Origin of the sequence: Marinobacter bryozoorum, assembly GCF_023156245.1 — a bacterium.
In the GTDB taxonomy this organism is placed as follows: Bacteria; Pseudomonadota; Gammaproteobacteria; order Pseudomonadales; family Oleiphilaceae; genus Marinobacter; species Marinobacter bryozoorum.
This window is the reverse complement of the sequence record NZ_JAKZAH010000005.1, coordinates 25,195-41,424: the sequence shown is the minus strand read 5'-3', so window position 1 is coordinate 41,424 and position 16,230 is coordinate 25,195. Positions and strand designations below refer to the sequence as shown.

13 protein-coding genes are annotated in these 16,230 nt (G+C 59.7%); 11 read left to right on the top strand and 2 right to left on the bottom strand.

Features of this window, described 5'->3' with window-relative positions:
- The first annotated feature begins 59 nt into the window (after positions 1 to 59).
- From MLC59_RS04390 to MLC59_RS04380, 3 genes are read left to right on the top strand one after another with little or no spacing between them, the layout of a single operon-like run.
- Entirely contained in the window at positions 60 to 596 is a 537-nt protein-coding gene (locus tag MLC59_RS04390) for a L,D-transpeptidase family protein (protein ID WP_282450848.1), read from the top strand.
- Positions 597 to 641: 45 nt separating this feature from the next.
- On the top strand, positions 642 to 1,889 hold the full coding sequence (locus MLC59_RS04385) for a mechanosensitive ion channel family protein (RefSeq protein ID WP_248231461.1): 1,248 nt from the start codon (positions 642 to 644) through the stop codon (positions 1,887 to 1,889).
- A complete protein-coding gene (locus MLC59_RS04380) occupies positions 1,886 to 2,677 on the top strand; it encodes an S-methyl-5'-thioinosine phosphorylase (protein WP_248231225.1) in 792 nt (263 codons plus the stop codon). The genes MLC59_RS04385 and MLC59_RS04380 overlap by 4 nt, the downstream gene beginning before the upstream one ends.
- A 77-nt stretch (positions 2,678 to 2,754) precedes the next feature.
- On the opposite strand, the gene MLC59_RS04375 is transcribed toward MLC59_RS04380, so the two are convergent.
- Positions 2,755 to 3,504: a CsiV family protein gene (locus tag MLC59_RS04375; protein ID WP_248231223.1), complete on the bottom strand. Its 750-nt coding sequence runs from the start codon at positions 3,502 to 3,504 to the stop codon at positions 2,755 to 2,757.
- Between the two features lie 92 nt (positions 3,505 to 3,596).
- Entirely contained in the window at positions 3,597 to 7,103 is a 3,507-nt protein-coding gene (gene mfd / locus MLC59_RS04370) for a transcription-repair coupling factor (RefSeq protein ID WP_248231222.1), read from the bottom strand.
- A 307-nt stretch (positions 7,104 to 7,410) separates the two neighbouring features.
- On the opposite strand from mfd, the gene MLC59_RS04365 reads away from it, so the two are divergent.
- From MLC59_RS04365 to MLC59_RS04330, 8 genes are all read left to right on the top strand, one after another.
- The gene (locus tag MLC59_RS04365; protein WP_248231220.1) at positions 7,411 to 8,907 is read left to right on the top strand and encodes a glyceraldehyde-3-phosphate dehydrogenase; all 1,497 of its coding nucleotides are present in this window, start codon (positions 7,411 to 7,413) and stop codon (positions 8,905 to 8,907) included.
- A gap of 364 nt (positions 8,908 to 9,271) precedes the next feature.
- Entirely contained in the window at positions 9,272 to 10,618 is a 1,347-nt protein-coding gene (locus MLC59_RS04360) for a Na(+)-translocating NADH-quinone reductase subunit A (protein ID WP_248231217.1), read from the top strand.
- A 3-nt stretch (positions 10,619 to 10,621) separates the two neighbouring features.
- Positions 10,622 to 11,830, top strand: a complete 1,209-nt coding sequence (locus MLC59_RS04355; RefSeq protein WP_248231215.1) for an NADH:ubiquinone reductase (Na(+)-transporting) subunit B — start codon at positions 10,622 to 10,624, stop codon at positions 11,828 to 11,830.
- Positions 11,823 to 12,626 (top strand): Na(+)-translocating NADH-quinone reductase subunit C, encoded by an 804-nt coding sequence (locus MLC59_RS04350; protein ID WP_248231212.1) that lies wholly within the window; start codon positions 11,823 to 11,825, stop codon positions 12,624 to 12,626. Before MLC59_RS04355 ends, MLC59_RS04350 begins: the two co-directional genes overlap by 8 nt.
- A gap of 2 nt (positions 12,627 to 12,628) precedes the next feature.
- Positions 12,629 to 13,294: an NADH:ubiquinone reductase (Na(+)-transporting) subunit D gene (locus tag MLC59_RS04345; protein WP_248231211.1), complete on the top strand. Its 666-nt coding sequence runs from the start codon at positions 12,629 to 12,631 to the stop codon at positions 13,292 to 13,294.
- Complete coding sequence (nqrE, locus tag MLC59_RS04340) at positions 13,294 to 13,902, top strand: NADH:ubiquinone reductase (Na(+)-transporting) subunit E (RefSeq protein WP_248231210.1); 609 nt, start codon at positions 13,294 to 13,296, stop codon at positions 13,900 to 13,902. Before MLC59_RS04345 ends, nqrE begins: the two co-directional genes overlap by 1 nt.
- A 37-nt stretch (positions 13,903 to 13,939) precedes the next feature.
- Positions 13,940 to 15,166: an NADH:ubiquinone reductase (Na(+)-transporting) subunit F gene (nqrF, locus tag MLC59_RS04335; RefSeq protein ID WP_248231208.1), complete on the top strand. Its 1,227-nt coding sequence runs from the start codon at positions 13,940 to 13,942 to the stop codon at positions 15,164 to 15,166.
- 21 nt (positions 15,167 to 15,187) lie between these two features.
- Entirely contained in the window at positions 15,188 to 16,225 is a 1,038-nt protein-coding gene (locus tag MLC59_RS04330) for an FAD:protein FMN transferase (RefSeq protein ID WP_248231207.1), read from the top strand.
- Positions 16,226 to 16,230: the final 5 nt, after the last annotated feature.

Here is a 16,230-nt window from a genome sequence, read left to right as displayed (position 1 = left end):
ACCCTGCGCCGGGTTCGCTAGCCTTTGCTCCTTGATTTTATTCTGGCAGGAGCACCGGTTTGGCCTCTCGAACTTCGTCCCGGAACGGCGCACAGCATGTGGTGATCAGTCTGTCGGATCAGACCCTGGACTGGTTTGGCCCTTATGGCGAGCACCTGAGCTGGCCGGTTTCCACGGCGCTTAAAGGCCCGGGTGAAGCCCAGGATTCCGGTTGTACGCCCCGGGGGCGTCACTATGTCCGGGCCCTGGTTGGCCGCGGTGCACCCCAGGGTACGGTATTTGTCGCCCGCCGCCCTACCGGCGAACTCTGGACGCCGGAATTGTCCCGGCAGCAGCCACGGCGCGACTGGATCCTGTCGCGCATTATCTGGCTGTGTGGCCTGGAAAAAGGCATCAACCGTGGCCCTGGTGTCGATACCTTTGGTCGCTTCATATACATTCATGGCACCCCGGATACAGAGCCCATGGGCGAGCCACGCTCCCATGGCTGCATCCGCATGCGTAACCAGGCTGTGATTGACCTGTTTGACCGGCTGGAGGCAGGGGTGCCGGTTACCATTGAGCCAGGTCCCCGTTCGTCAGTAGAAAAGCCGTAAGAGGAAATATCTGTGGAAGAAACTCCAGAGCTGGTGGTTGGCTTGATGAATAACTGGGAGCTGCTTTCCCAGAGTTGGCGTGTCGCCATTGTTGTTTTTGGGCTGGTCTTCGCCACTGCCAGCGTCGCCTTCCTGGTCAGTCGAATCATTTTGCTCCTGGAGCGAAGGTTCCAGCGAACCCAGAACCTGTGGGATGACGCAGTGCTACACGCCCTGCGTCGCCCGATGATCGGGTTTATCTGGTTGCAGGGGGTCTATTGGGCGGCGGAGGTCGCCCACAAGTACTCCGACGCAGAGATTTTCTCGGCCAACGATATGCTGCTCGAGCTGGGCTTTGTCTTCATCATCGTCTGGACCCTGTTCGGGGTGATCAAGCAGGCGGAAGAGATTCTGACATCACCGGTCAAGATGAAGCGACCGATGGACTACACCACGGTTAACGCCATCAGCAAGCTGCTGCGGGCAGTGGTGGCTATTACCGCATTGCTGACGGTGATGCAGTCCCTGGGTTACAGCATTTCCGGTGTGCTGGCCTTCGGTGGCGTCGGTGGCATTGCTGTGGGCTTTGCCGCAAAGGACTTGCTGGCCAACTTCTTTGGCGGTTTTATTATCCACCTGGACCGTCCCTTCAAGGTCGGGGACTGGGTCCGCTCCCCGGACCGGGAAATCGAAGGTATTGTGGAGGCTATTGGCTGGCGCCTGACCACCATCCGTACCTTCGACAAGCGCCCGCTGTACGTGCCCAATGCAGCTTTCACGCAGATCGCGGTAGAGAACCCGTCGCGCATGCAGAACCGGCGTATCTATGAAACCATCGGCATCCGCTATGTCGACGTGAAGGAAATGTCGAACATTGTCTCGGATATCCGGACCATGCTGGAGAATCATGAGGAAATTGACGCCAACCAGACTCTGATCGTCAACTTCCTTGCTTTCAATAGTTCGTCCCTGGATATCATGGTGTATACGTTCACCAAGACCACCCAGTGGGTGAAGTTCCATGAGGTCAAGCAGGATGTGTTGCTGCAGATCAGCGATATTATTGAGTCCTACGGTTCCGAGGTGGCCTTCCCCACACGCACATTGCACGTGGCCGAAACGGTCCGTATTGACCGCGAGGAACGCCGGGATGGCGACGAGCCGGATAAAGATCCAGGTCGCGAACACGATGGGGGCGCCCGTAACCGGCGCCGGCAGCAGGGCAATGAAGGCAAGGCAGCTGACAGCGGGGCGGTGCGAGAGCCTTCCGGCGCTGGCCAGGAAACCACCCTCGGTGATGAGGGCGAGTCATGACGGCTGATGTCAAAGTGGCAGCCGGGGCCGGTGAGACCGCTATTGTTGGCGGAACCGGCCTGACCGAGCTCGAAGGACTGGCCGTGGTGCAGGAGCTGGCCATTGATACGCCCTGGGGAGAGCCGTCCGGGCCGGTGGTACGAGGGGATTTCCGCGGGCACCCGGTACTGTTCCTGGCCCGCCATGGCCATCCCCACCACATTCCGCCCCACCAGGTGAACTACCGGGCGAACCTCTGGGCGCTGCGGGAGGCAGGCGCAGCCCGGGTGATCGGGGTGAACGCCGTTGGTGGCATTACCTCCGCCATGGGGCCCGCCCGAATTGCCGTCCCTCACCAGGTTATCGACTACACCTGGGGTCGCGGGCATACCTATTTTGAGCAGGTGGGCGATGCCCTGCTTGAGGGTGTTACCCATATCGACTTTACGTTTCCCTACGACGAATCCCTCCGCCAGGCCCTGCTGGCGGCCGCTGCCCGTCGTCAGGTCATGGCGGTGGACTACGGGGTTTACGGGGCCACCCAGGGACCGCGCCTGGAGAGTGCTGCCGAGGTAACCCGGCTCGAGCGGGACGGCTGCGACCTGGTGGGCATGACCGGTATGCCGGAGGCCGCGCTGGCGGCGGAGCTTGGCCTGCCCTACGCCTGCCTGGCCCTGTCAGTGAACTGGGCGGCCGGCAAGTCGGATCACATCATTACCATGGAAGAGATTGGCCAGGCCCTGGCGGAGGGAATGAGCGGTGTGAAAGCCATCCTCGAAGAGGTGATACCCGCCCTTAAAGCGTCATAGGGGTAGGCTGTGCAGGAAAGGGAATATAACGCAAAACGCCCGGGGTTTCCCGGGCGTTTTGCGTTGATACGAGGCGGTCAGTCCAGCGGACGGAAGTAAATCAGTACGCCAATGGTGGGGGAGTCCACAAAGTGGACTTCCTTGCTGCGCATGCGGCGGGTTTCCCGAATCCAGGTGATCAGCTCCTTGTTCGACGATGCCGATGGGGCAGTGCCCGCGCTGCCCGTGGCAATCGGGCTGTCCTCGCTCGAGGTTTCGCCGTCGCCTGGCGGCTGCTGCTCTTCCTGGCCCTTGCGGTCAGCTTCCCCGGATGAGGCTGTCGAGCGAGCCGGGGAGTTGTTCCCGCTGGCTTCCTGCCAGTGATTCAGCTCTAACGTAACCAGCAAATATCGGCGCCGGTTAATCTCAATGGTGCCTTCGATGGCCCGGTGACCCGCGGATTCCAGGTAGTCACCCAGTTCGATCTGCAGCGGTTCGCCGTTGTAATTGGGCGGAAAGCGCTGGAACCAGCCGGTTTTCATCAGCACCCGGTACTTGCCGCTGTTTTCCAGGCGGGCAGCGGCGTTGTTGAGGGTCAGGTTGGACGTGGTGTTGATGTCGGATACCTGGTTGCCGCTGCTGTCCACTACCCACAGGCGCCCGTTGCCTGTGACCGGTTCAGGTATCTTGCCGGCCATGTTTTCTTCAAGAATCGGGTCTGCCAGTCGCTCCAGGACGACGATTTCAGCGCGGTAGCGATCCTGGGCCAGGGCAGCCGAAGACAGAGCCGTCAGCAGGGCCAGGCTGGCAAGCAGTCGGCTGGCAAAGGTAAGGGCCGGTTTGTACAAGGGATGTCTCCTGATCCATTCGTCGGAATCGATGGCCTGCACAACTGTGACAGGCTATCTCCTTATCCATCCGGGGCAATGCAGCGATCGGGTTACGCTGCCAGTTCCGTCAATGCCGCCGAGATGGCGTCGAGTTTACCATCGGTTGTGTCGTCTTTCAGCCGCACGCTGAAGGTATTTGCGCCCTCCAGGCGATACTGGTCCGGAGCCTGCTGGACCTTCTGCACCAGCCTGAGCGGGTCGACCGTGGTGTTGTTGCCGAACTCCAGCTTGAGCCAGTCACGGCCGGCATCCACTTTGATCACCCCCAGGACCTCGGCGCGGATACGCAGGCTGCTCTGGCGGACCAGGTTCTTCGCCGGCTGTGGCAGCAGGCCAAACCGGTCGATCATTTCCACCTGCAACTCCTTGAGCTCTTCCTCGGTTTTCACGCTGGCGATACGCTTGTAGAGCATCAGGCGGTTGTGCACATCCGGCAGGTAATCGTCAGGTATCAGTGCCGGAATGCGCAGGTTCATTTCCGTGCCGTGGCTCAGGGGCAGGTCGGCATTGGGTGTCCGGCCTTCGCGGATCGCCTGCACGGCTTCATCCAGCAATTGCATATAGAGTGTAAAACCGATGCTCTCGATCTGTCCGCTCTGTTCGTCCCCCAGCAGTTCGCCGGCACCGCGGATTTCCAGGTCATGGGTGGCGAGCATAAAGCCTGCGCCCAGGTCCTGGGCCTCGGAAATTGCATCCAGTCGTTTGCGGGCATCTGCTGTCATGGCCTTGGGGGGCGGGGTCAGCAGGTAGGCGTAGGCCTGGTGGTGGGAGCGGCCGACACGGCCCCGCAGCTGGTGCAGCTGGGCCAGGCCGAACTTGTCTGCCCGTTCGATAATGATGGTGTTGGCGCTGGGAATGTCGATGCCGGTCTCGATGATGGTGGTACACACAAGCACATTGAAGCGCTTGTGGTAAAAGTCCGACATGATCTGTTCCAGCTCCCGTTCCCGCATCTGCCCGTGGGCCACGCCCACGCGGGCTTCGGGAATCAGGTTGCGCAGATCCTCGGCAGTTTTCTGGATGGTGGCCACATCGTTATGCAGGAAGTACACCTGGCCGCCCCGAAGGATTTCCCGCAGGATGGCTTCCTTGACCATGGCGTTGTCTTTCTGGCGCACAAAGGTCTTCACCGACAGGCGCCGGGCCGGCGGTGTGGCAATGATGGACAGATCCCGCAGGTGGCCCATGGCCATATTGAGGGTGCGCGGTATGGGTGTGGCGGTCAGCGTGAGCATGTCCACCTCCGCGCGCAGGGCCTTGAACTTTTCTTTCTGGCCGACCCCGAAGCGGTGCTCCTCGTCGATGATCACCAGTCCCAGGTTACTGAAACGGATATCCCCCTGCAGCAGCTTGTGGGTGCCAATGACAATGTCCGCCTTGCCTTCTTCAATGCGCTCAATGGCCTTGCGGGTCTCGCCAGTGCTGCGGAAGCGGGACAGCAGTTCCACGGTGACCGGGGTGTCGGAGAAACGGTCCCGGAAGGATTCATAGTGCTGCTGGGCCAGCAGGGTGGTGGGCACCAGGACCGCCACCTGTTTGCCGGACCAGGTGGCAATGAAGGCGGCGCGCATGGCGACCTCGGTCTTGCCGAAGCCAACATCGCCACAGACAAGACGGTCCATGGGGCGCTCACCGGTCATGTCCTCGATCACCCGTTCGATGGCTGCCTGCTGGTCCGGGGTTTCCTCGAACGGGAAGCCGGCGGCAAAGTGCCGGTAGGCTTCCTCCGGATCGCTGAACTGGAAGCCTTTACGGGCCTCCCGCCGGGCGTAGACGTCAAGCAGTTCCGCGGCGGTATCGCGGATTTTTTCCATGGCCTTCTGCTTGGCGTTGCTCCAGCGGTCCGTGCCCAGTTTGTGCAGGGGCGCGTGCTCTGTATCCGAGCCGGAATAGCGGGAGATCAGGTGCAGGCTGGAAACCGGTACATAGAGTTTTGAGCCGCCGGCGTATTCCAGGGTCAGGAATTCCGTCGCATCGCCATCTACGGTGATGGTTTCCAGGCCCTGATAACGACCTACACCATGATCAATGTGCACCACCGGTGCCCCGACCCGAAGCTCGGACAGGTCGCGGTAACCGGAGTCGTCCACTTCGGTGGGTTTCTCCCGGCGCCGTCGTTGCAGTACCCGCTCACCGAACAACAGGGTCTCGGTGATGAGGGCAAGGCCCTCCCGCGGCAACAGCAGCCCCGGCTCCAGGGGTGCGACGGTGATACCCAGGCTGGTGTCGGAAGTCAGGAAAGCCAGCCAGTTATTTACAGTTTCAACCTTCAGGCTGTTCTCTGACAGGTTGTCCCGCAATGCTTCGCGACGCCCGGAGGATTCAGCGCAGATCAGCACCCGGCCATCGAACTCGCCGATAAACTGGCGCAGGCGGGCGGCGGGGTCACTGGCGCGGCCGTCCATGGCGACATCCGGCAGCGGTTCGGAGTGCAGGGAGGTAATGCCCTGACCGGACCGGGTGGTCTCACCATGCACCAGGGTGACCCGGGGGCGCTGGCGCAACAGGCCGAACAGCTCATCGGTCTTCAGGAACAGGTCTGTCGGCGGCAGGATCGGCCGCATGCGGTCGTGGCGGCGTTCTTCATGGCGGTTGGCCGTGTCCTGTTGGAACAGGTCGACGGCTTCGTCAAGGCCGTCGGCGGTGAATACCAGGGTTTCACCAGGAAGGTAGTCGAACAGGGTAGCGGTTTCATCAAAGAACAGCGGCAGGTAGTACTCGATGCCGGCCGGGGTGATGCCCTGGGTGACATCCTGGTAAACCGCTGCGCTGCGGTCAGCGTTGGGGAAGTATTCGAACCAGCGGTTGCGGAAACCCGAGCGGGCATCCTTGCTCCAGGGGAACTCGAAGGCTGGCAGCAGTTCTATCCGGTCAATGCGGTCCAGGGAGCGCTGGGTTTCCGGGTCGAAGGTACGCAGGGTCTCGATTTCGTCGTCGAACAGGTCGATGCGGTAAGGCTGGTTTGCGCCCATGGGGAAGATGTCGACAATGGCACCGCGCACCGCGTATTCACCGTGCTCGTAGACGTTCTCCGCATGGCGATAGCCGGCCGCTTCCAGTTGCAGGCGCCACTGGGCGGGGTCGAGGGTCTGGCCCGCTTCCAGTAGCAGCGTGTTGCCCTGAAGGTAGGAGACCGGTGGCAATCGGTGCATCAGGGTCCGCGCCGGGACGATCAGTATGGCGTGCCGGGTTTGTGGCAGCCGGTGCAGGGTACGAATTCGCCTGGAGACGATGTCCTGGTGGGGTGAGAACAGGTCGTAGGGCAGGGTTTCCCAGTCGGGCAAGGACAACAGTTCGAGGCCATCGTCAGTAATGGAGGCAGCCTCTTCATCCGGCGGCAGGTCCAGGTAGAAGCGGACCGCCTGCTCCAGTCGAATGGCCTCATCCGTGCTGCGAGTGATCACCAGGGTCAGGCCGCCGGTAGTGCGGGCGGTTTCACTGATGGCAAGGGCATCGGCGCTGCCATTCAGTCGGTCCCATATCCTGTGATCCGCGGGGCGGGTAGGGGCAGCGGGGACAAAGTCGGCGATGGGAGTGTGCGGTTTGCCCGGTTTCATCGGGATGATCAGCTCCTGGCGTTGGCCTGACGGATGGCTTGCGAATCATGAACGGACGGTAAGCCCGGAGACCTTATTACGGATGGCGACCGTTCCGGAAAGGGGGGTATTCTAGCGGTGACAGACTGAACTGTCATGACAGCACGTTTAAAGCCGGTCCGTCGCTGACCTGCCAAAAAAACGTCCCCAGTTAACGTTAAAGGGACTTCGGCAGTAAGGGCTTCGCCGGTGGTGGTTTGCGATCACGGAATTTAAATTGGATAATACGCACCCCATTTTTCCAGTGCCAACTTGCAGAGGTTCAAGCGTGAGTCACGAACAGATCAACCAGCACCTGTCCAACTGGACCGAGCGGGAGTCCACCGCTGAAGCAATGATTCCCCTGATCGGTCGTCTGTACCGCAAGAACAACGTGGTCACGTCGGTCTATGGTCGCGCCATTATTAACCAGTCAGTGATTGGTATCCTTCGTGCTCACCGCTTTGTCCGCCAGGTGGAAGACAGCGAACTGTCAGTTCACGATACCCTGCCAGTGCTGGAGACCATGGATAAGCTGGAGTTGGGCCAGGCCCACGTCGATATCGGCAAACTGGCCGTCAAGTTCAAGGCCGAGGGTAATGGTCGCTCGCTGGAGGACTTCCTGCGGGACGAGATCGGACCGGTTGTCGGTCAGCACCATGCCGAGTCCGAGAAGAACGCCGTTGAGCAAACCAAGGACGTTGTACTCTATGGCTTTGGTCGTATCGGTCGCCTGCTGGCCCGTATCCTGATCGAAAAGGCCGGTGGCGGTAACAACCTGCGCCTGCGGGCCATTGTGGTACGGCAGGGTGGTGCCGACAACGACCTGGAAAAGCGTGCCAGCCTGCTGCGTCGTGACTCGGTACATGGCCCGTTCAACGGTACCATTACCGTTGATGAGGAAAACTCCGCGCTGATTGCCAACGGCAACTTCATCAAGGTGATCTACTCCGATGGTCCGGACAAGGTGGACTACACCGAGTACGGCATCAACAACGCCATCATTATCGATAACACCGGTAAGTGGCGGGACGAAGAGGGCCTGGGCCTGCACCTGAAGTCGAAGGGTGCCAGCCGGGTGATCCTGACGGCCCCGGGCAAGGGTGATATCAAGAACGTCGTCTATGGCATCAATAACGATACCATTACCGACGAGGATCGCATTCTGTCTGCGGCGTCCTGTACCACCAACGCCATTACGCCGGTGCTCAAGGCTATCCATGACGAGTTCAACATCCTGGATGGCCACGTGGAAACCGTGCACTCCTATACCAACGACCAGAACCTGATCGATAACTACCACAAGGGCAGTCGTCGTGGTCGCAGTGCGCCGCTGAACATGGTCATTACCGAGACAGGGGCCGCCAAGGCGGTTGCCAAGGCCCTGCCGGAGCTGAAGGGCAAGCTCAGTGGGAATGCGATCCGGGTGCCGACGCCCAACGTGTCCATGGCTATCCTCAACCTGAACCTCGAGAAAGACGTGACGGTTGATAGCGCCAATGAGTACCTGCGGGAAATGGCCCTTCACTCCGAGCTGCAGAAGCAGATCGACTTCGTGAACTCCCCGGAAGTGGTCTCTACTGACTTTGTGGGCTCCCGCCATGCGGGCGTAGTAGATGCGCAGGCAACGATTGCCAATGGCAAGCGCCTGATCCTCTACGTCTGGTACGACAATGAATTCGGCTACAGTGCCCAGGTAATTCGCTGCGTTAACCAGATGGCTGGCATTACCTACCCGATCTTCCCGAAGCGTTCGCGGGAATGGGCACAGGCCCTGGCTGACTGAGGTCAGTGCTTGATGAAAACCCCGGCAGCTCAGTGCTCCCGGGGTTTTTTGTTGGCGCCCCCCTGGTCCGTCAGCATGGCCCGCTGGAGGTCGCCCAACCCTGGCTGGAAGGGATAAATCCTCTAACGGGTCCAGGTTACCGGTAGAAATAGCTTCTCTTAATCTCTATAATTGGCGCGATTTTGGGTACGTCTGGCACCCGTTTCTTGTCGATTTCCTGAGCAATGACCGCAAACCGTGTGCAACGCCGGTACGGTCAGTCGTTATCCGGGCTGTACGAGGCCTGTTTGACATGTCGGGGAACAAGGCTGCAGGGCCAGGCGTGACAATCCTTTTAATAGTTCCTGATGATTGGACGAGGCTAATGATCAACATCAAAAAAGGCCTGGATCTTCCCATCAGCGGCGCTCCTGATCAGACCATCTCAGAAGGAAAGCCGGTACGCCACGTCGCGCTGATCGGCTTTGATTACAACGGCATGAAGCCGACGATGGAAGTCAAAGAGGGAGACCGCGTCAAGCGCGGGTCGCTGCTGTTTACGGATAAGAAGACCGAAGGCGTTCGCTATACCTCACCGGCAGCCGGTGTTGTAAAAGAGATCAACCGCGGTGAGCGGCGGGTGTTCCAGTCCATCGTCATTGAAGTCGACGGTGACGAGGCTGAGACCTTTGCCCGCTACAGCGAGGGCGACCTGGCCTCCCTGGAGCGTCAGCAGGTGGTGGATAACCTGGTGGAATCCGGTCTGTGGACCGCGTTCCGCACCCGGCCTTTCAGCAAGGTTCCCGCCATCGACAGTGCCCCCAACTCCATTTTTGTCTCCGTGATGGACACCAACCCGCTGGCGGCGGACCCGGTTGTCATCATCAAGGAACAGGCTGCTGCCTTTGAAAAGGGGCTGCAGATTCTCACCAAACTGACCAATGGCAAGGTTTTCGTTACCGGCAAGCCGGGCTCTGACGTGCCTGTGCCCAAATCCGATGCCATCCAGGTCGAGCAGTTTGACGGTGTGCACCCGGCCGGTAACGTGGGTACCCACATCCACTACCTGGATCCGGTGTCCCTGAGCAAGACGGTCTGGAGCATTGGCTACCAGGACGTCATCGCCATTGCCAAGCTGTTCGAAACCGGTGAGCTGCCGGTGGATCGCGTGGTGGCTATCGGTGGCCCGAAGGCGAGCAAGCCGCGCCTGGTACGTACCCGTCTGGGTGCCAGCCTGGAAGAGTTGCTGAAGGATGAAGCCGCTACTGACTGCGACATCCGTCCGATTTCCGGTTCGGTATTCGGCGGACGTCGCGGTACTGGTCCCTGTGCCTACCTGGGTCGCTTTGATAACCAGGTCTCCGTGCTCGAGGAAGGCTACAAGCGCCATTTCATGGGGTGGTTGTCGCCGGGTGCCAACAAGTTCTCGGTGCTGAACATCTACCTGTCCAAACTCATGGGCAGCAAGAAGTTCGACTTTACCACCACAACCAATGGCAGTGAGCGGGCCATGGTGCCAGTGGGAGCCTACGAACAGGTCATGCCCCTGGACATCCTGCCGACACAGCTGCTGCGTATCCTGATTGTGGGTGACACCGAGATGGCACAGAAGCTTGGCGCACTGGAGCTGGATGAAGAAGACCTGGCCCTGTGTACCTTCGTGTGCCCGGGCAAATACGAATATGGTCCGATTCTCCGTGAGAACCTGACCCGAATCGAGATCGAGGGCTAACCGATGGCAATCCGACAGTTTCTCGATGGCATCGAGCATCATTTTGAAAAAGGTGGCAAGTACGAACGCTGGTACGCCCTGTACGAAGCGGTCGACACCATCTTCTATACGCCCAACAGCGTAACCTCTACCACCTCCCACGTACGTGACGGCGTTGATCTCAAGCGCATCATGATCACCGTGTGGATGTGTACCTTCCCGGCCATGTTCTTCGGTATGTGGAATATCGGTTTCCAGGCCAACAGTTTCCTGGCGGAAAACCCGGATGCACTGGTTGGCGACGGTGGCCTGCGGACTGCCTTTATCCAGGCCCTGGCAGTAACCGGTTCCGGGGCAGGGATCTGGGATAACTTCGTCTACGGCATGGCGTACTTTATTCCCATCTACTTTGTCACCTTCGTTGTGGGTGGCTTCTGGGAAGTGCTGTTTGCCACCGTGCGTCGCCACGAGGTGAACGAAGGCTTCTTCGTGACCTCCATTCTCTTTGCCCTGATCTGTCCGCCCACCATTCCCCTGTGGCAGGTGGCGCTGGGTATCACCTTCGGTGTGGTCATCGGCAAGGAAGTGTTTGGCGGAACCGGCAAGAACTTCCTGAACCCGGCCCTGACCGGCCGCGCATTCCTGTACTTTGCCTACCCGGCCCAGATCTCCGGCGACACCGTTTGGACCGCCATTGACGGCTTCTCCGGTGCGACGGCCCTGAGCTGGGCAGCATCCGGTGGCCTGGAGGCGCTGGAGCAGAATATCGGCTGGATGAGCGCCTTCCTGGGTACTGTTCAGGGCTCCATGGGTGAGACCTCAACCCTGGCGGTACTGATTGGCGGTATTGCACTGCTGGTGATGAAGATCGCGTCCTGGCGGATTGTCGGAGGCGTGATGATTGGCATGATCGCCACCTCCTTGCTGTTCAACGTGCTTGGTTCCGAGACCAACCCGTTCTTCGCGGTAGGTCCCCACTGGCACCTGGTGATGGGCGGCTTTGCCTTCGGCATGATGTTCATGGCTACTGACCCGGTTTCCGCTGCCATGACCAATACCGGTCGCTGGTGCTTTGGTATCCTGGTGGGTGTCATGACCGTGCTGATTCGTGTGGTCAACCCGGCATTCCCGGAAGGCATCATGCTGGCGATCCTGTTCGCCAACCTGTTCGCACCGCTGATGGATCACTACGTGGTTCAGGCCAACATCAAACGGAGGCTTGCCCGTGGCTAAAGCTAAAGATACTGTCTCCAGAACCCTGATGGTTGCCCTGGTGCTGAGCATCGTGTTCTCGGTGGTTGTCTCCACTGCCGCCGTCATGCTCCGCCCGGCGCAGATCCAGAACCAGAACCTGGACATCAAGACCAACATCCTGTCAGCGGCCGGCATGCTCGAGCCTGGCATGAGTGTCGAGGACATCGAGGAGAGCTTTGCCGGTTTTGACGTACGCCTGGTGGACCTTGAAACCGGTGAATTCGTGGAGCCTTCGACCGTCGGTGTTGAAGATCCCATGAAGTACGACATGTACAAGGCAGCTTCAGACCCGGACATGTCCACCAACATTCCGTCCAGCGAAGACAAGGCCGGCATCAAGCGTCGCCCTGACGTCGCCAAGATCTACGTCCTGGAAGAAGGCGGTGAGATGGTGCGGGTTGTACTTCCGATTCACGGCTATGGCCTCTGGTCCACCCTCTACGGCTTTGTGTCGCTGGAAGGCGACCTGAATACCATTGAAGGCCTCGGCTTCTACGCCCACGCGGAAACCCCGGGCCTGGGTGGTGAAGTGGACAATCCCCGCTGGAAACAGCAGTGGGTTGGCAAGGAGCTGTACGGTGAAGACAAGACCGAGCCGCAGATCCAGCTGGTCAAGGGCGGCGTGAGCGGCGACGCCCGTGACAAGGAGCACAAGGTAGACGCGCTGTCCGGGGCAACCCTGACCAGTCGCGGCGTCGAGCAGCTGGTGAATTACTGGATGGGGGATCGCGGTTTTGCCACGTTCCTGCAAAAACTTCGTGAAGGGGAGGTCTGATCATGGCAGACGCTTCAGCCAAACAGGTTCTCTTCGAACCAATCTTCAGCAATAACCCCATCGCGCTGCAGATCCTCGGTATCTGCTCCGCGCTGGCGGTGACCACCAGCCTGAACGTGACCATCGTGATGTGCCTGGCGGTTATCGCGGTAACAGGCTTCTCCAACCTGGCCGTGTCGCTGGTGCGTACCCAGATTCCGGGCAGCATCCGGATCATCGTGCAGATGACCATCATTGCCTCACTGGTTATCGTGGTGGACCAGATCCTCAAGGCCTATGCCTATGAGATCTCCAAGCAGCTGTCGGTGTTTGTCGGGCTGATCATTACCAACTGTATCGTTATGGGTCGCGCGGAAGGTTTTGCGATGAACAACCCGCCGCTGCTGAGCTTCCTCGACGGTATTGGTAACGGTCTCGGCTACTCGGTCATGCTGCTGTTCGTCGCATTTTTCCGCGAACTGATTGGCGCCGGCTCGCTGTTCGGCTTCGCCCTGATGCCGACCGTGAACGAAGGCGGCTGGTACGTGCCCAATGGCCTGCTGCTGTTGCCGCCGAGCGCGTTCTTCATCATCGGCCTGGCCATCTGGGGCCTGCGCGCCTGGAAACCGGAGCAGGTGGAAGAGCCTGACTTCAAGATGTCTCGCCACACCACCAAGGAGGCCTTCTGATGGAGCACTATATCAGTCTGATCCTCAAGGCCATTTTCGTTGAGAACATGGCGCTGGCCTTCTTCCTGGGGATGTGTACCTTCCTGGCCATTTCCAAGAAGATCGAAGCGGCGACTGGCCTCGGTATCGCCGTGGTGGTGGTTCTGACCGTCACCGTGCCGGTGAACAACCTGCTGTATAACAGCATCCTGCGGGAAGGTGCCCTGGAGTGGGCGGGCTTGCCCAACGTGGACCTGAGCTTCCTTGGCCTGCTGACCTACATCGGTGTTATCGCTGCCATCGTACAGATCATGGAGATGGTGCTGGACAAGTACATTCCGGCCCTGTACGCGGCACTGGGTGTGTTCCTGCCCCTGATCACAGTGAACTGCGCCATCCTGGGTGCGTCGCTGTTCATGGTGGAGCGGGATTACACCTTTGGCGAAAGCCTGGTGTATGGCTTTGGTGCCGGCGTGGGCTGGGCCCTGGCCATCGTTGCACTGGCGGGTATCCGTGAGAAGCTGAAGTACAGCGACGTTCCCGAGGGCCTGCGTGGCCTGGGCATCACCTTCATTACCGTTGGTTTGATGTCCCTGGGCTTCATGTCCTTCTCCGGTATTTCCCTGTAATCAACCCGGTGATTCGGTTTAACGAAAAGGCGAGACCATGAATACAGAAATTATTCTCGGCGTGGTCATGTTCACCGTTATCGTGCTGGCGCTGGTGGCGATTATCCTCGCGGCCCGTTCCAGGCTGGTAAGCACCGGTGATGTGACCATTGAAATCAACGATGACCCCGAGCACACCCTGAAAACCAGTGCCGGTGGCAAGCTGCTGGGCACGCTGGCCAACAGCGGTATCTTCCTGTCCTCCGCCTGTGGCGGCGGCGGTACCTGTGCCCAGTGCAAGTGCAAGGTGTTTGATGGCGGCGGCGCCATGCTGCCCACCGAAAAGACCCACTTCACCCCCCGGGAAGAGAAGGAAGGCTGGCGCCTGTCCTGCCAGGTTCCTGTCAAGCAGGACATGAAGATCGAGGTGCCGGAAGAGTTCTTCGGCGTGAAGAAGTGGGAGTGCGAGGTGGTTTCCAACCACAACGTTGCCACCTTCATCAAGGAGCTGGTGCTGAAGCTGCCGGAAGGCGAGGAAGTGGACTTCCGCGCCGGTGGCTACGTGCAGCTGGAGTGTCCTCCCTACGAAATCCCTTTCAAGGATTTCGATATCGAGGAGGAGTTCCATGAGGACTGGGACAAGCACGACATCTGGCGCTACACAGCGGTCAACAAGGAAGAGACTATCCGCGCCTACTCCATGGCCAACTATCCGGAAGAGAAGGGTGTTCTCAAGTTCAACATCCGGATCGCCACACCGCCTCCCGGCACCGATCATCCGCCGGGCATCATGTCGTCCTATGTCTTCAATCTGAAGCCGGGTGACAAGGTGACCGTGATGGGGCCGTTCGGGGAGTTCTTTGCCAAGAAGACCGAAGCCGAAATGGTCTTTATCGGTGGTGGTGCCGGCATGGCGCCCATGCGTTCTCACATCTTCGACCAGCTCAAGCGCCTGAACTCCAAGCGCAAGATCAGCTTCTGGTACGGTGCCCGGAGTGTCCGCGAGATGTTCTACGTGGAAGACTTCGACATGCTGGCGCGGGAGAACGAGAACTTCGAGTGGCACGTCGCCCTGTCTGACGCACTGCCTGAAGACAACTGGGAAGGGCCAACCGGCTTTATCCACAACGTACTGTATGAGAGCTATCTGAAGGACCACCCGGCACCGGAAGACTGTGAGTACTACATGTGTGGGCCCCCCATCATGAACGCATCCGTCATCAAGATGCTCAAGGATCTTGGTGTAGAGGATGAAAACATCATGCTGGACGACTTCGGGGGTTAAGACACTCAGATGACATCCGGCATGTCACGACCCGTCAGGGTGACCCTGGCCAGTACCCTTGCGGTGCTGGCCCTGGTCGCCCTGGCGGGTTGTTCGTTTGAGCCAGAGGAAAAAACCTGGGAAATTTCCGGGGGGATCTTCGGTACCCGGTACCATATTAACGTCGTATTGACCGACGACAGGGAAACCCTTGAAGATCTGTCGCAAGGTATCACGGAAGTCCTTGAAACCGTGGACGCCAGTATGTCCACCTGGCGGGAGGACTCGGAGCTCAGCCGGTTTAACAGCAGCGATGAGCAGTCGGAATGGGTGCCGGTGTCTGATCCGCTGTTCGAGGTGCTGACCGCAGCACAGCGGGTGTCCGAACGCTCGGGGGGCGCCTTTGATATCACCATCGGCCCGGTGGTCAACCTCTGGGGGTTTGGCCCGGAAGGTCGCCCTGACAAGGTGCCGGAGGACCAGGTGCTGGCGGACCGGCTTGCCAGCACAGGGTTCCGCTTCCTGGAGCTGGCCCCCGAAAAACAGGCCATCAGGGCAGGGCGGAAGCAGTACCTGGATCTGTCGGCCATTGCCAAGGGCTACGGCGTGGATGCCGTTGCCCGTTATCTTGAAAGCGAGGGCGTCAACCGGTACCTGGTGGAGATCGGTGGCGAGGTCCGGGTCAGCGGCCGCAAACCGGATGGTTCGGCCTGGCGCCTGGCGGTTGAGCAGCCCGATGCAGAGGGCCGGCAGGTCAACCGGGTTGTGGCCATGGACCGGAACGGCATGGCAACATCCGGGGACTATCGTAACTATTACGAATCGGATGGGCAGCGATTTTCACATACCATAGACCCTGCAACCGGTCGACCTGTGGATCACCGCCTGGCGTCGGTCACGGTTATCGATGACTCATCCATGATGGCCGATGCCTGGGCCACCGCGTTTACGGTGCTGGGGTTTGAGGAGGGTTACCGGCTGGCGTTACAGGAGAACCTGGCCGTCTATTTTATTGTGCGTGAAGGGGAGGGGTTCGAGACCTACCACACCCCTGCCTTCGACACCTGGTTGATTGAATAAGGGGA

What these genes read in the sequence shown, in the direction of transcription:
- nqrE (WP_248231210.1), top strand. Translation starts at nt 13,294, where the DNA reads ATGGAGCACTATATCAGTCTGATCCTCAAGGCCATTTTCGTTGAGAAC.
- MLC59_RS04385 (WP_248231461.1), top strand. Translation starts at nt 642, where the DNA reads ATGAATAACTGGGAGCTGCTTTCCCAGAGTTGGCGTGTCGCCATTGTT.
- nqrF (WP_248231208.1), top strand. Translation starts at nt 13,940, where the DNA reads ATGAATACAGAAATTATTCTCGGCGTGGTCATGTTCACCGTTATCGTG.
- MLC59_RS04380 (WP_248231225.1), top strand. Translation starts at nt 1,886, where the DNA reads ATGACGGCTGATGTCAAAGTGGCAGCCGGGGCCGGTGAGACCGCTATT.
- MLC59_RS04345 (WP_248231211.1), top strand. Translation starts at nt 12,629, where the DNA reads ATGGCAGACGCTTCAGCCAAACAGGTTCTCTTCGAACCAATCTTCAGC.
- MLC59_RS04330 (WP_248231207.1), top strand. Translation starts at nt 15,188, where the DNA reads ATGTCACGACCCGTCAGGGTGACCCTGGCCAGTACCCTTGCGGTGCTG.
- MLC59_RS04355 (WP_248231215.1), top strand. Translation starts at nt 10,622, where the DNA reads ATGGCAATCCGACAGTTTCTCGATGGCATCGAGCATCATTTTGAAAAA.
- MLC59_RS04360 (WP_248231217.1), top strand. Translation starts at nt 9,272, where the DNA reads ATGATCAACATCAAAAAAGGCCTGGATCTTCCCATCAGCGGCGCTCCT.
- mfd (WP_248231222.1), bottom strand. Translation starts at nt 7,103, where the DNA reads ATGAAACCGGGCAAACCGCACACTCCCATCGCCGACTTTGTCCCCGCT.